Source organism: Cellulomonas sp. PSBB021, from assembly GCF_002240455.1.
Taxonomy (GTDB): domain Bacteria; phylum Actinomycetota; class Actinomycetes; order Actinomycetales; family Cellulomonadaceae; genus Cellulomonas; species Cellulomonas uda.
In genome coordinates this window covers 1,562,176-1,576,586 of record NZ_CP021430.1, presented here as the reverse complement: position 1 = coordinate 1,576,586, position 14,411 = coordinate 1,562,176, and the positions used below count along the sequence as shown (strand labels likewise).

Annotated in this window: 9 protein-coding genes; 6 read left to right on the top strand and 3 right to left on the bottom strand. The window is 75.4% G+C overall.

Annotated elements, in window-relative coordinates; genetic code table 11:
• Position 1: 1 nt before the first annotated feature.
• Together CBP52_RS07090 and CBP52_RS07085 are read left to right on the top strand one after the other, a co-directional pair.
• Positions 2-1,150, top strand: coding sequence for an ABC transporter permease (locus tag CBP52_RS07090; protein ID WP_094180387.1), 1,149 nt, complete (start codon positions 2-4; stop codon positions 1,148-1,150).
• On the top strand, positions 1,147-2,874 hold the full coding sequence (locus tag CBP52_RS07085; RefSeq protein ID WP_094180386.1) for an ABC transporter ATP-binding protein: 1,728 nt from the start codon (positions 1,147-1,149) through the stop codon (positions 2,872-2,874). Before CBP52_RS07090 ends, CBP52_RS07085 begins: the two co-directional genes overlap by 4 nt.
• Before the next feature lie 63 nt (positions 2,875-2,937).
• On the opposite strand, the gene CBP52_RS07080 is transcribed toward CBP52_RS07085, so the two are convergent.
• The gene (locus CBP52_RS07080) at positions 2,938-4,683 is read right to left on the bottom strand and encodes an alpha/beta-hydrolase family protein (RefSeq protein WP_094180385.1); all 1,746 of its coding nucleotides are present in this window, start codon (positions 4,681-4,683) and stop codon (positions 2,938-2,940) included.
• 714 nt (positions 4,684-5,397) lie between these two features.
• A complete protein-coding gene (locus CBP52_RS07070) occupies positions 5,398-6,447 on the bottom strand; it encodes a glutathione S-transferase family protein (RefSeq protein ID WP_094180384.1) in 1,050 nt (349 codons plus the stop codon).
• A 77-nt stretch (positions 6,448-6,524) separates the two neighbouring features.
• Between CBP52_RS07070 and CBP52_RS07060 the strand changes: the two genes are divergently transcribed.
• The 4 genes from CBP52_RS07060 to CBP52_RS07045 all read left to right on the top strand — a co-directional run bounded on the left by CBP52_RS07060 (position 6,525) and on the right by CBP52_RS07045 (position 12,519).
• Positions 6,525-8,204, top strand: a complete 1,680-nt coding sequence (locus CBP52_RS07060; protein WP_157732528.1) for a hypothetical protein — start codon at positions 6,525-6,527, stop codon at positions 8,202-8,204.
• Between the two features lie 77 nt (positions 8,205-8,281).
• Entirely contained in the window at positions 8,282-10,123 is a 1,842-nt protein-coding gene (locus tag CBP52_RS07055) for a metallophosphoesterase family protein (RefSeq protein WP_094180381.1), read from the top strand.
• Positions 10,124-10,210: 87 nt separating this feature from the next.
• Positions 10,211-11,794, top strand: coding sequence for a D-alanyl-D-alanine carboxypeptidase family protein (locus CBP52_RS07050; protein ID WP_094180380.1), 1,584 nt, complete (start codon positions 10,211-10,213; stop codon positions 11,792-11,794).
• A 5-nt stretch (positions 11,795-11,799) separates the two neighbouring features.
• On the top strand, positions 11,800-12,519 hold the full coding sequence (locus CBP52_RS07045) for a metal-dependent transcriptional regulator (protein WP_094180379.1): 720 nt from the start codon (positions 11,800-11,802) through the stop codon (positions 12,517-12,519).
• A 36-nt stretch (positions 12,520-12,555) separates the two neighbouring features.
• On the opposite strand, the gene CBP52_RS07040 is transcribed toward CBP52_RS07045, so the two are convergent.
• Positions 12,556-14,406: a helicase HerA-like domain-containing protein gene (locus CBP52_RS07040; RefSeq protein ID WP_094180378.1), complete on the bottom strand. Its 1,851-nt coding sequence runs from the start codon at positions 14,404-14,406 to the stop codon at positions 12,556-12,558.
• Between the last annotated feature and the right edge of the window lie 5 nt (positions 14,407-14,411).

The window sequence follows — 14,411 nt, the reverse complement described above, 5'->3', positions numbered from 1 at the left end:
CATGGCGACCGAGACCCCTGTGCCCACCCCGGTGCCCACCCCCGTCGGGGCCGCCGCGGCGCCCGAGCACACGTCACGCTGGAAGCGTCTGCCGGTGGTGCACCAGCTGCGCACGAGCGTCGGCCTGCAGCGCGGCATGCTCGTCGCGGGCCTGGTGCTGTGCGTGGTGTTCCTGGTCGCCGCGCTTCTCGCACCCGTGCTCGCGCCGTACGGGTGGGCGCAGCTGCGCGCCGACGGCGAGCTGTTCGGCGCGCACGTCGAGCCGAACGCCGACCACCTGCTCGGCACGACGGTCGCCGGCTACGACGTGCTGTCGCGCGTCGTGTGGGGCGCCCGCACCGCGCTGTACACGATCGTGATCGGCGTCGCGGCGTCCATCGTCATCGGCGTGGTGCTCGGCCTGGTGTCCGGGTACTTCGGCGGGTGGCTGGACCGCGTGCTCGTCGTCGTGTCCGACGCGATCTACGCGTTCCCGTCGCTGCTGCTCGCGATCCTCGCGGCCATCGTCATCAGCGGCGGGCAGTCGTCCATGTGGGGCGGTGTGATCGCGACCGCCGTGTCCATCACCGTGGTGTTCATCCCGCAGTACTTCCGCGTGGTGCGCGCGGAGGTGGTGCGCGTCAAGGGCGAGGCGTTCGTCGAGTCGGCGCGCGTCGTCGGCTCGGGGCACGTGCGGATCATGACGCGGCACGTGCTGCGCAACGCGGTCCGCACCCTCCCGCTGATCGTCACGCTCAACGCGTGCGAGGCCGTGCTGACCCTCGCGGGCCTCGGCTTCCTGGGGTTCGGCATCGAGCCGACCGCCGCGGGGGACTGGGGCTACGACCTGCACAAGGCGCTCGCGGACGTGACGAGCGGCATCTGGTGGACGGCGATCCCGCCGGGTGTCGCGATCGTGCTCACCGCGCTCGGCGTGACGCTCGTCGGGGAGTCGCTCAACGACCTCGCCGACCCGCGCCTGCGCACGCGCCGCCGCAAGGCACTCGTCGCGGGCGAGGTCGGCCAGACCGTCGCCGTGCCCGGCGGCGTGCTCGCGGCCGGTCCGGAGGGTGTCGGCGCCCTCGACGCGCTCGAGGGCCCGCCGCCCGACGTCGTCCCCGAGCCCGAGGACGGCCCCGCCGAGGAGCCCGCCGAGGAGAAGGACCGATGAGCACACCCGTCGTCGACATCCGCGACCTGCGGATCACGTTCGACACCGACGCCGGACCCGTCGAGGCCGTGCGGGGCGTGAGCCTGCAGGTCGCGCCCGGCGAGGTGCTGGCGGTCGTGGGGGAGTCCGGCTCGGGCAAGACCGTGACGGCCCGCACGATCCTCGGGCTGCTGCCGCGCACGGCACGCACGCAGGGCGCTGTCCTGCTCTCGGGCCGCGACGGTGGTGAGGCACGCGACGTCACCACTGCGTCGCCCGCCGAGCTGCGTCGGCTGCGGGGGCAGGACGCCGCGATGGTGTTCCAGGAGCCCTCGTCGGTGCTCAACCCCGTCTACCCGGTCGGCTGGCAGATCGTCGAGGGGCTGCGCTCGCACACGCGCATGTCCCGCGCCGCGGCGCGCGAGCGGGCGGTCGACGTGCTGCGGCGTGTCGGCATCCCGGACCCGGAGCACCGCGTAGACCACTACCCGCACCAGTTCTCCGGCGGGCAGAAGCAGCGCATCGTCATCGCGCAGGCGCTGGTCCTGAACCCGGGTCTGGTGATCGCCGACGAGCCCACGACCGCGCTCGACGTCACGGTGCAGGCCGAGATCCTCGACCTGCTGCGGATCCTGCCGCGCGAGTTCGGTGCGGCGATCGTGCTCATCACGCACAACATGGGCGTGGTCGCCGACCTCGCCGACCGCGTTGCCGTGATGTACGACGGCGAGATCGTCGAGCAGGCCGAGGCGCGCACGCTGTTCACCTCGCCCCAGCACCCGTACACGCGCCGGCTCCTCGACTCGGTGCCGCGGGTCGGCGGGCCGTCGCTGCGGGCGCGCCCCGAGCCCACGCTCACGTCGCACCCGGCGGACACAGGGGCGGGGGTGGCGTCGGGAGCAGTGGCGGGACCGGCGGCGGGGGCGGTGGTCCGCGCACGCGCGCTCGAGGTGACGTACCCGGGCCGGCTGCGGCGCCCCGGGTTCCGTGCCGTCGACGGCGTGGACCTGCACATCGGGGCCGGTGAGGTGCTCGGCCTGGTGGGCGAGTCCGGCTCCGGCAAGACGACGATCGGGCGCGCGATCGCAGGCCTGACGCACGTCACGGGCGGTTCGCTCGAGGTGCTGGGCGTCGAGATGAACGGCGTGCGCGAGCGCCGGTTCCGCCCGGTGCGCAAGCGCATCGGGTTCGTCTTCCAGGACCCGGCGACGAGCTTCAACCCGCTGCTCACGATCGCGCAGTGCGTCGCCGAGCCGCTCGTCGTGCACGGTGTCGCGACGTCGCCGCAGGCGGCGCGCGGCCGGGTCGACGAGCTGCTCGAGGCCGTGCAGCTGCCGCGCGCGTTCGGTGACCGGTTCCCGCACGAGCTGTCGGGCGGGCAGCGCCAGCGTGCGTCGCTGGCTCGTGCGCTCGCGCTCGACCCGGAGCTGCTGATCGCGGACGAGCCGACGTCCGCGCTCGACGTCTCGGTGCAGGCGCGCGTGCTGGACCTGTTCGCGCGGCTGCAGGCCGAGCTCGGGTTCGCGTGCCTGTTCATCAGCCACGACCTCGCGGTGGTCGACCTGCTGGCGGACCGCATCGCGGTGCTGCACCGCGGGTCGCTCGTCGAGGAGGGCACGGGCGCCCAGGTGCTGGGCGACCCGCAGCATCCCTACACGCAGCGCCTGCTGGCGTCGCTGCCGGTGCCGGACCCGGTCGAGCAGGCCGAGCGCCGGGCGCGGTGGCAGGAGCTGCGCACGCCGTGAGCGGACGAGGGGCGGGGTGCCGGACCGCGGTGCCCCGCCCCTCGTCGACCGTCGCCCGGGCGGTCAGGCCACGGACTCCACGAGCCCGACGACCTCGCGCAGCACGGCCGTGTCCTGGGTCGTCCAGCCGGGCGGCGGGGCGATCGCCGACCAGCCGTCGGCGTACTCCGTGTGGTAGTTGTGCCCGTGGCCGGCGGGTGCCGACCCCGCGACGAACAGGTCGATCGTCGTCTGCCAGAACGTGACGATCGGCACCCAGCGGGTCGAGGGGAGTACGTCCGAGCCGCGGGGCTCGCTCAACCGGTCCGGCTTGTTGAGGACGAGGCGCGGAGACCACCAGGTCACGCCGTCCGACGCGTGCTGGTCGTACACGACGCGCGGACGCTCCCAGTCGTCCCCGAGCGCCCACAGCTGGCGGTCCGAGCCGTCGGCGGGCCGGTTGGCCCACCGCACGGTCCGGCCGTCGTCGAGCACGGGCGTGATCTCGGGCGAGCCGGGGTCGCGGTCCGCGGTGAGCTCGCCCCACAGCGGCGTGAAGCCGGGCGTGCCGACCCACAGTGCGCCGTCCGTGCGGGCGACGACGTCCTGCACCGACGAGAAGGCGCCCTGGGAGCCGTACGACCCGAGCGAGATGCCGGCGGCGTACAGCAGCGGCCGGTCGTCCTCGGGGAGCTGCGACCAGCGCTCGTACACGGCCTCGAACAGCGCCTTGCCTGCCGCGGGCGGCGTCGAGCGGTCGCCGACGAAGCTGATCCACGACGGCAGGTAGGAGTACTGCATCGACGCGATCGCCGTGTCGCCGCCCCACAGCAGCTCGAGGGAGTCCGACATCGACGGGTCGACCCAGCCGGTGCCGGTGGCGGTCACGACAGCGAGCACCGAGCGGTCCCACGCGTGGGTGCGGTCCAGCTCGGCGACGACGAGCTGCGCGACCTCGTCGAGCGAGTCTCCGGCGGACAGCCCGGCGTAGACGCGGATGGGGTCCTGCAGCGGCTCGGTCCTCCCCGTGCGGGCCGCGACCTCCTCGAAGTGGGCGGCCGGGCGTCCGCCGGCGACGAAGGTGCGCCCCTGCAGCCCGAGGTCGTCCCACGCGGACGACGACTCGGGCGACCCGCTGCGCAGCGGGTCGTCGGGTTGCACCACGCCCGGCGCGGTCCCGCTGTCGAGCGTCGAGTAGACGCCGTTGAGCGCCGCGAGGCCACCCCGCACCACCGTGCCGTCGAGCACCACGACCGTGAGCCACGCGACCAGCGCCACCGCCACGAGGCGGGTGACGGGGACCGGCACCCACCGGCCCAGCACGCGGCCGACGAGCCCGCCCACCCAGCGTGTGACGCGCCGCAGCCCGCGCCCGACCTGGAGCAGCAGCACGGCGAGGACGAGCGCGAGCGTCACCACGACGAAGGGGTGCGACGACTCCGCGGGCGGCTCGCCGAACAGCCCGCGCAGCTCGTCCTGCCACGTGCGGTTCCACCACAGCGCCGCGGGGACCGCGACGAGCGTCGCGGCGAGCAGGACGCGCCGGAACCAGCGGCTCACGCGGCGTGACCACGGCACCCCGGCGCGGCGCACCACCCAGGCGAGCAGCGCGCCGAGCCCGTACCCGATCGCCGCGCAGATGCCCGCGACCGCGCCCTGGTAGAACGCGGCGCGGGGGAGCAGCGCCGGACCCAGCGAGATCGTGAAGAACACGAGCGCCCCGGCCAGACCGGGGCCGGACAGCCGGCGGGGCCAGTGCGCGAACGCGTCGAGGACGCGACGTCCGAGCGTGGGCCGGTGGGGCGTGGCAGCGGGGCGCTGGACCGTCATGGCGTCCTCCGAGGTCGGGTCGCGGCGCGGCAACCGTCGCGCTCGCCCGTCGCGACCCTAGCGTGGGGGCGTGAGCGACACCGGGTACGGGGACTTCGAGTTCGAGCGACGGTTCTGGGTGCGGGACCTGCCGGTCGACCTGCTCGACGAGTCGCCGACGATCATCGTGCAGTCGTATTTCCTGGCCGACGAGGGGTTCGCGCTGCGCGTGCGCGTCCAGACGTCGGGCGGCGCCCCCGCGGTGGACCCGGCGAGGTCGCCGCTCGAGGTGCTCGACGAGCACGCGGACCGGTTCGACTTCTGCGCCGTCACCGTGAAGGGCCCGATGAACTCCGGCACGCGCTACGAGGCCGAGCGCGAGCTCGACGTCGCGGTGGGGATGGAGCTCGTGCGGCGCGGTGGGCAGCGGGTCGCCAAGACACGGCACTCGGTGTGGCTGGGCGACGACGGCTGGGTCGTCGACGTGTTCGCGGGTGCGAACGCGCCGCTCGTCGTGGCCGAGGTCGAACGTGGCGGACCCGTCACGGACCTCGTCGTGCCCGAGTTCTGCGTCACGGAGGTGACCGACGACCCGCGGTTCGGCAACGACGCGCTCGCGCGCACGCCGTACGGCGCGTGGGCCGCAGGCTACGAACGCGAGCTCGCCGCGACCGGCCCCGGTTCCTGCCGGGCCTGGGCCGTACGCGTCGCGCCGGCCAGGACTGAGCGGACCCCTCAGGCGGGTCGGGGGGCGGTGTGCTCCGCGGGGACCTCCTCGCCCGGCGCCACCGGACCCGGCGGCGTGCCGTCACCGAACGGTCGCCCGCCGAGCTGCTCGCGTGCGTGCGGCGTCCACCAGCCCGACAGGTCGGGGCCCAGGGGCACGATCCCGCGGGGGTTCAGGTCGCGGTGCACCTCGTAGTAGTGCCGCTTGATGTGGACGAAGTCGACCGTGTCGCCGAACCCGGGCGTCTGGAACAGGTCGCGCGCGTACGCCCACAGCACCGGCATCGCCGCCAGCGTGCTGCGGTTGCACTTGAAGTGCCCGTGGTAGACGGCGTCGAACCGCACCAGGGTCGTGAAGAGGCGCACGTCGGCCTCGGTGATGGTGTCGCCGACGAGGTAGCGCCGGCTCGCGAGCCGCTCGCTCAGCCGGTCGAGCCGGTCGAACAGGCGGTGGAACGCCGCGTCGTAGGACTCCTGGTCGCCGGCGAACCCGCACCGGTACACACCGTTGTTGACGTCGCGGTACACGACGTCCGCGACCTCGTCGATCTCGTCGCGCAGGTGCTCGGGGTACAGGTCCGGCGCGCCCGCGCGGTGGTGCGCGGTCCACTCGGTCGACAGGTCGAGCGTGAGCTGGGCGAAGTCGTTGGTGACCACCTGCCCGGTCGGCACGTCGACGATCGCGGGCACCGTGATGCCACGCGGGTAGTCGGGGAACCGGGCGAGGTAGGCGTCGCGGATGCGGGGGATCCCGAGCACGGGGTCGACCCCGCCCGGGTCGAGGTCGAACGTCCACGAACGCTCGTCGTGCGTCGGCCCGCACACGCCCATCGACAGCACGGGTTCGAGGCCGAGCAGGCGTCGCACGATGATCGCGCGGTTCGCCCACGGGCAGGCCCGCGCGACGACGAGCCGGTACCGGCCCGGCTCCACGGGGTAGCCGTCTCGGCCGTCGGCCGTGATGCGGGTGGTGATGTAGCGCGTGTCCCGCCGGTACTCGGTCCCGTCCTGGGAGTACACACCGGGACGGTCGTGCGCGTCCTGCGCGGTGGGGCTCATCGTCCGATCATGCCCGGTCCGCCCACCGCCGGCAGCCGTAGAGTGGCTGGCCTTGTCTCCGGCAGGAAGGGTGGGGCGTGGGTCGAGGTCGGGTGGTCGTCACCGTCGTGGTGCTCGCGGTGCTGGTGGGGACGCTGGCAATCGTCGTGGGGAGCCAGGGCTGGCCGCAGGCGTGGTCGCCCCGGGGCGCCTCGACCGCACCGTCGGCCGGGGCGTCGGCGGTCACGACGCGCGCGGCGCCGACGCCGACACCGTCCCCCGCGGTTCTCGCCGCGCGGGTGCGGGCCCCGCAGGAGGCGGCCACGGTGCTGGCGGCGGACGACCCGGTCGCCGCGGCGGTGCAGGCGTCCTCCGCGGTGTTCGCGTCCGCGCCCGTCGTCGTGATCGCCCCCGACGACGACCCCGCGGCCCAGGCCACGGGCGCGTCCGCCGCGGTCGAGGTCGGTGGCCCGCTGCTGCTCATGACGGGGTCGACGGCCGACCGACCCGTGCGCGCCGAGATCGTCCGGCTCGCGGCGCGGGCCGTCCTCGTGGTCGGCTCCGCCAGCACGCGCGCACTGCCCGAGTCGGTCGCGCTGGTGCCCGTCCCCGCGGACGCCGACGCCGACGAGCTCGCGGCGGTCACCGGCGCACGGACGCCGGTGACGGCCACCCGCGCACCGACGCCGTCCGCGTCGTCGCGCGCGACCCCGCCGGCCACCCGACGCCCGGCGCGTGTGCCGGGCCTCGTCGGGCTCACGGGTGCGGGCGGTGACACGACCGCCGCGGTCGCGACGCTGCGAGCCGCACGGATCCCGCTGGTCGCGGTGCCCGGCGCCGACCCGCGCGCCTCGACGCACACGGTCCGGGCGCTCGCGAAGGCCGAGGCGACGCACGTGGTCGCGCTCGGGGCCGCGTTCGGACCCGCGGACCGCCTCGCGGCGCGGGTCGCGACCGCCGCCACCGGGACGCTCGCCCCCGGGGGCGGCCAGCTCGTGTTCCCCGCGGTCGAGGGCGTGCCGGCGAAGCGGTACGTCGCGCTGTACGGCTCGCCCGGCTCGGGTGCGCTGGGTGTGCTCGGCGAGCAGGACGTGCCCGCGACGATCGCACGCGCGCAGAAGGTCGCGCGGCACTACCGTCCGCTCACCGACGCCACCGTGGTGCCCGCCGTCGAGGTCATCGCGACCATCGCGTCCGCCGAGCCGGGTGACGACGGCGACTACTCGCGCGAGCGCCCCGTCGCGGAGCTTCGTCCGCTCGTCGAGGCGGCGGGGGAGGCGGGCCTCGCGGTCGTGCTCGACCTGCAGCCGGGCCGCACGGACTTCCTCACGCAGGCGAAGCGGTACCGCGAGCTCTTGGAGCTGCCGTACGTCGGGCTCGCGCTCGACCCCGAGTGGCGCCTCGAGCCCGACCAGAAGCACCTCGCGCAGATCGGCTCGGTCGGCGTCGACGAGGTCGACGCGGTCGGCGACTGGCTCGCCGAGCTCACCGCGTCGCGCCGGCTGCCGCAGAAGATGTTCGTGCTCCACCAGTTCTCGCTGCGGATGGTCGAGGGCCGCGAGCGGCTCGACACGAGCCACGACGAGCTCGCGATCGTGATCCACGTCGACGGGCAGGGCACGCAGCCCGCCAAGCAGGGCACGTGGCGCACGCTGCGACGGGGTGCGCCAGCCGTGCACTGGGGGTGGAAGAACTTCTTCGACGAGGACTCGCCGATGCTGACCCCGCGGCAGACCAACCAGGTCGACCCGGTCCCGGACCTCGTCACCTACCAGTGAGCCCACGGCCAGGCGGGCCGTCGCGGTCCGACGACCCCGCCGCGATGCGGCGCGCTCACGCGTCTAGGCTCGTCGCGATGAGCGAGCAGACCGACGCGACGAGCGACGACCGGCGCACGCGGTGGCTCGTGCGCGCCGCCCTCGCGCTCGTCGCGGTCCTGGTGTCGCTGACGTACGGCCTCACGACGGCGCGCGCCGAGGCCGGCTTCGGGCCGCACCTGGCGCAGTACGCCGTCACCACCGACGACCTCGTGGTGGTCGACCTCGGCCCGCTCGGCACGCTCGAGGTCGACTCGCCGCTGCCCCTCACGCTGGGTGCGCGCGTGACGGTGCAGGAGATCCCCGCGACGCTGACCGAGGTCGACGACGCGACCACGCTCCAGGCCCTGTCCGGGGACCTGCAGCGGTACGTCCAGTTCTTCTCCGCGCCGCGCGCGACGATCGAGGACGTGACACGCGCGATCGTCGCCGACGCGCTGCGCCGCGCCGGGGGCGCGCTCGTCGTGCTCGTCGGGCTGTGGTGGCTCGGGCGCGTCGCGCTCGGGGCGACCCGTCGCGCGGAGCTGGGCGCCACCTGGGGCGCGCACCGCGCGCAGATCGCCGTGGGCACCGCGCTCGCGGTGGCGGTCGCGAGCCTGACCACGTCGAGCCTCGGGCCGCGGGACCACGTCGACGAGGCGCGGCAGGTCTCGCGCGTGTTCGACGGCACCGCGCTCGAGGGGGCGCGGGTCACCGGCCGGCTCGGTGGCGTCATCGACACCTACGGCGCGAAGGTGCTCGCGGCGTACCGCACGAACGAGGAGTTCTACGCACGCGCGGACGAGGCGCTCGCGGTCGCGTGGGACGAGCGGCAGGACGCGCAGGCGCGTGAGGCGGCGCAGGCGGCGCAGGCCGAGCGGCTCGCGCAGGAGCTCGCCGAGCGCGAGCGCGCGGCGGCCGGGGGTGCCGCGCCTCCCGCCCCGACCACGGACACGACGACGGACCCGACGAGCGCCCCGACGTCCGACCCGACGAGCGCCCCGACGTCGGACCCGACGAGCGCCCCGACGACCTCACCGACGGCCGCCCCGCCCACGACGAGCCCGAGCCCGACACCGAGCCCCACACCGAGCCCGACACCGCCGACGCGCGCGGAGGACCTCGTGACGCTCGTCGTCGTCTCCGACCTGCACTGCAACGTGGGGATGGCCCCGCTCATCACGACGCTCGTCGAGCGGTCGGGTGCGTCGGTCGTACTGGACGCGGGCGACACGACGATGAACGGCACGGCGGTCGAGCAGTACTGCACGTCGACGTTCGCGTCTGCCGTCCCGGACGGCGTCGACCTCGTCGCGGTCGGCGGCAACCACGACTCGGCCGAGTCGGCGCACAGCTACGCGAAGGCGGGCGCGACCGTCCTGTCCGGCAAGGTGGTCGAGGTCGACGGCATCCGGGTCCTCGGCGACGCCGACCCGAACGAGACGCGCGCGGGTGCCGCGACCGCCTCGCTCGGCGAGAGCGCACGGGACGCGGGCGAGCGGCTCGCGGCCGTGGCGTGCGACGACGACGGCGTCGACCTCCTGCTCATCCACACCCCCGCGGTGGGGGAGGCCGCGATGTCGAGCGGCTGCGTGCCCGCGCAGGTCTCGGGCCACCTGCACCGGCGCACGGACCCGCAGCAGGTCGGTCTGGGCGTCCGGTTCATCAGCTCGAGCACCGCGGGCGCGACGCTCGGGCAGGCAACGGTCGGCCCGCTGAACGGCACCGCGGAGCTCACGGTCCTGCGGTGGGACCCCGCGACGCGGCTGTTCGTGGACTCCCAGGTCGTGCGGGTGTCGCCCGCGGCGACGGTCGAGGTGCTCGAGCGCCGACCCTGGCCGACGGTCGTGCGGCCCGAGCGCGGGTCGCCCGTGCCGATCCGGGGCCCGGTCCCCTTCTGACGGTTCACCCGTGCCTGCTCGCGCGCACGGGCTTACCGTGGACCGGTGGCGAGGCGGCCCGGGGGGATCGCGCCGCGACGGTCGAGGGTGACCGCCGCGTCGTCGCACACGTCCCTGCGGCACTCGCTCGTGCGGGTCGTGCTGACGATCCTGCTGGCCCTGGGTCTGACGGTCCTCGCGATGCTCGGTCCGGTCGCGCCGGGCAACGCGGGTGCGGACACCGACCACCTCGCCGCGGGCGAGTCCCTGCGGCCGCGCGAGTCGCTGGTCTCGCCCGGGGGGACGTCGGTGCTCGTCGTGGGCGCGTCCGGACGGGTGTCGGTGTACGGCCCGGGCGGTGACGTGGTGTGGACCGTGGGCGGTCGCTCGCGCGGTGCGGCGCTCGAGCTCGACGACGAGGGCCACCTCGGGCTCGTCGGGCGGGGCGGGCGCACGCTGTGGACGCCGGACCTCGGCGAGGGCCGCGTCGTCGGGGCCCGCCTCGAGCTGCGGGACGACGGCGACCTGGTGCTGCTCGACGACACGGGCGCGACGGTGTGGGCGACGGGCACGGCGCAGCGCTCGTCGACGCTCGCGGCCGGCGGCTCCGTCCTGCCCGGCCAGCCGCTCACGTCACCGGACGGGCGGCACGTGCTCGTCGTGCGGCGGACCGGCAACGTGGTGCTGCTCGGCCCGGACTCGCGTCCACGCTGGTCGAGCGCGACCGAGGGCGCGGGCACGGCGTTGACGCTGGACGCGGACGGCGTGCTCGCGGTCCGCGACGCGCAGGGTGCCGCCGTGTGGACCACGCACCGCGCGGCCGTGCCCGGCTCGACGCTCGTCCTGCGCGACGACGGTGACGTGGTGCTCACGGCGCCCGACGGCAGCGCGGTCTGGAGCAGCGGGACCGGGCTCGGACCTGCGTCCCTGCCGGTCGACGCCGCGCTGACCGAGGGGCAGCGCCTCGACGGCCCCGACGGTCACCTGCACCTGGACCTTGCCGCGGACGCGCTGACGCTGCGCTACGACGACACCACGGTGTGGGCCGCGCCGGCGGCCCCCGGCCCGGGCGGCTCGTTGCACGTGCGCGGTGACGGGCGGCTCGTGCTGGTCGACGGCGACGGCCGGGCCGTCTGGGGGACGCCGGCCCCGGAGGGCGGGGCGCCCGGTTCCGCGCTGCGTCTCGACGCCGCCGGTGCGCTGCTCACGGCGGGCAACGGCCAGGAGCTGTGGCGCGTCGACGTCCCCGCGGACGTGCTCGCGGCCGCGACCGCACCGCCGCCCGCCGACTGCTCGCTCGTCGACGGCCCGGTCGGCCTCGACGCCACGGTCCTGACCAGCCACGGCGCCCGCGTGCACGCCTGCCTCGCGGACGCGGTCGACGAGCTGCTCACGCAGGCCCGCGCGGCGGGCATCGACCTCGGGGCGTCCGGCTGGCGCAGCCACGAGCAGCAGGTGGCGGCCCGCGCCCGCAACTGCCACGCGACGTCGTCGGGCGTCGTGTGCCGTCCACCGACCGCCGTGCCGGGCAGCTCGCGGCACGAGCGCGGGCTCGCGCTCGACCTCACGGACCACGGACGGCTCGTGCGGACCGGGACGCCCGCGTGGGACTGGCTGGTCGAGCACGCCGGGCGGTACGGGCTGCAGAACCTGCCGGGCGAGCCGTGGCACTGGAGCGTGGACGGGTCCTGACCCGCATGGTCGCCTGGCCTAGCCTGGTCGTCGTGACCGATGCCCGACCCGAGCCGACCCCCGCGCTGTCGCCCGTCGCGCAGGACTACCTCAAGGTCGTGTGGTCGGCCACGGAGTGGGCCGAGCGACCGGTCACGACGAAGCTGCTCGCCACGCGGCTCGGCGTCGGCGCCTCGACCGTCTCGGAGACCGTGCGCCGGCTCGCGGACCAGGGTCTGCTCACGCACGAGCCGTACGGCGCCGTCGGCCTGACCGACGAGGGGCGCCGGCACGCGCTCGCGATGGTGCGCCGCCACCGCCTCGTCGAGACGTTCCTCGTCGAGGTGCTCGGGTACGGCTGGGACGAGGTGCACGACGAGGCGGAGGTGCTCGAGCACGCCGTGAGCGACGTGTTCGTCGAGCGCGTCGCCGAGCGGCTCGGCCACCCGGTGCGCGACCCGCACGGCGACCCGATCCCCGGCCCCGACGGCAGCCTGGTGGCGCCCGACGCGACGCCGATGTGGGACGCCGACCCGGGCCGGTGGACGGTCGCGCGGATCAGCGACGCGGACCCCGACCTGCTGCGCTACCTCGACGAGGTCGGCATCGGCATCGACACCGTGCTGACGGTGGGCCCGCGCCGCGACGCGGTCGGGACGGTCGGCGTCACCGTGGGTGACCGGGTGCTGGACCTGGGCCAGGTCGCGGCGCACGCGATCTGGATCACCCCGGCCGCGACGCGCTGAGCAGGCGGCGGACGCGACGCCCGGGAGGTGCGGCGCTCAGCGCCGCCGCGTGCCGAACACCGTCCGGGTGATCTCCCGGCCGAGCTGCGTGCCGACCGAGCGCAGCAGCGAGTCGAACGCACCGCTCGTGCGCTGCGTGGTCTTCTTGCGTGCCGCGGCGGCCTCCTTCTCGCGCTGCTTGGCGACCCGCTCGGCCTCCTCGGCCTTCTCCTTCGCCTGCTCCGCCTCCTGCGCGGCCTGCTGCGCGGCGAGCCGCTCCGCGGCGCTCTGCTCCGCCCGCGCCGTGAGCAGCTCGTACGCCGACTCCCGGTCCACGGCCTGCGCGTAGCGCGCGGCGAGGGGGCTGGCGGTCACCGCGGCGGTCTGCTCGTCGGCCGGGGCCGGGTCCATCGACGACTGCGGCGCACGCAGCCGGGTCCACGCGACGGGCGTCGGGACACCCTTCTCGCCGAGCACCGTCACGACCGCCTCGCCCGTCCCCAACGAGGTGAGCACCTCCTCGAGGTCGTAGGGCGACGTCGGGAACGTGCGCGCGGCGGCCCGCAGCGCCTTGGCGTCCTCCGGGGTGTAGGCGCGCAGCGCGTGCTGCACGCGGCTGCCGAGCTGGGCGAGCACGTCCGCGGGCACGTCCTTGGGGCTCTGGGTCACGAAGAACACGCCGACACCCTTGGACCGGATGAGCCGGACGGTCTGCGTGACCTGCGTGAGGAAGTCGTCGGACGCGTCGTGGAACAGCAGGTGCGCCTCGTCGAAGAAGAACACCAGGCGCGGCTTGTCGGGGTCACCGACCTCGGGCAGGACCTGGAACAGCTCCGCGAGCAGCCACATGAGGAACGTGGAGAACAGCGCGGGGCGGTCCTGCACGCCGGGCAGCTCGAGGGCCGTGACGACCCCGCGGCCGTCGGCGGCGGTGCGCAGCAGCTCGGTGACCTCGAACGCGGGCTCGCCGAAGAACGCGTCGGCACCCTGCGCCTGCAGCGCGACGATCTCGCGCAGGATCACTCCCGCCGTCGCGGCGGACAGCCCGCCGATGCCCTTGAGCTCGGCCTTCCCCTCGTCGGACACGAGGTACGCGATCGTCGACTGCAGGTCCTTGAGGTCGAGCAGCGCGAGCCCCTGCACGTCCGCCCAGTGCATGATCAGCCCGAGGCTGGACTCCTGCGTCGCGTTGAGCCCGAGCACCTTGGCGAGCAGCAGCGGACCGAAGTCCGTGACGGTCGTGCGCACCGGGACCCCGGTGCCCATCCCGCCCAGCGTGAGCAGCTCCACGGGCGACGCCGTGGGCACCCACTCCTGGCCGACGCTGCGCGTGCGCTCGAGGAGCTTGTCCGACGACGTCCCGGGCCGCATGAGCCCGGACAGGTCGCCCTTGACGTCGGCGACGAACACCGGGACGCCCGCGGCCGAGAGCCCTTCCGTCATGACCTGCAGCGTCTTGGTCTTGCCCGTGCCGGTCGCGCCCGCGACCAGGCCGTGCCGGTTGAGCATGGCGAGCGGGAGGCCCACCTGCACGGACGCGACGGGGGAGGAGTCCTCCAGGAACGCGCCGAGCGGGAGCACGGCGCCGGAGAACGTGTAGCCCGCGCGCACCGTCGCCGCGTGCTCCGACAACGTGGCGGGCGTCGACGCGGCCGGCTGGGCGGCGGCGGGCGTCGTTCCGGGCGCCGTGTCAGGCGTCGTACCGGGCGCCGACGAGAGTGCGGCGGCCTCGGCCGCGGCGAGCGCGGCTGCGGCGGCGGCCGCCTTCGCCTCGGCCGCCTCGGCGGCCGCTGCTGCCGCGGCGGCGCGCAGCGCGGCGAGCTCCGCCTCGCCGGCGGGGGCGCTCGGGGTGCTCGGGGTGCTCGGGGTGCCGGCGGCGCCGGCGGCAGGGACCTCGCTGTCCGACATGCGTC

What these genes read in the sequence shown, in the direction of transcription:
- CBP52_RS07090 (WP_094180387.1), top strand. Translation starts at nt 2, where the DNA reads ATGGCGACCGAGACCCCTGTGCCCACCCCGGTGCCCACCCCCGTCGGG.
- CBP52_RS07085 (WP_094180386.1), top strand. Translation starts at nt 1,147, where the DNA reads ATGAGCACACCCGTCGTCGACATCCGCGACCTGCGGATCACGTTCGAC.
- CBP52_RS07080 (WP_094180385.1), bottom strand. Translation starts at nt 4,683, where the DNA reads ATGACGGTCCAGCGCCCCGCTGCCACGCCCCACCGGCCCACGCTCGGA.
- CBP52_RS07070 (WP_094180384.1), bottom strand. Translation starts at nt 6,447, where the DNA reads ATGAGCCCCACCGCGCAGGACGCGCACGACCGTCCCGGTGTGTACTCC.
- CBP52_RS07055 (WP_094180381.1), top strand. Translation starts at nt 8,282, where the DNA reads ATGAGCGAGCAGACCGACGCGACGAGCGACGACCGGCGCACGCGGTGG.
- CBP52_RS07045 (WP_094180379.1), top strand. Translation starts at nt 11,800, where the DNA reads ATGGTCGCCTGGCCTAGCCTGGTCGTCGTGACCGATGCCCGACCCGAG.
- CBP52_RS07040 (WP_094180378.1), bottom strand. Translation starts at nt 14,406, where the DNA reads ATGTCGGACAGCGAGGTCCCTGCCGCCGGCGCCGCCGGCACCCCGAGC.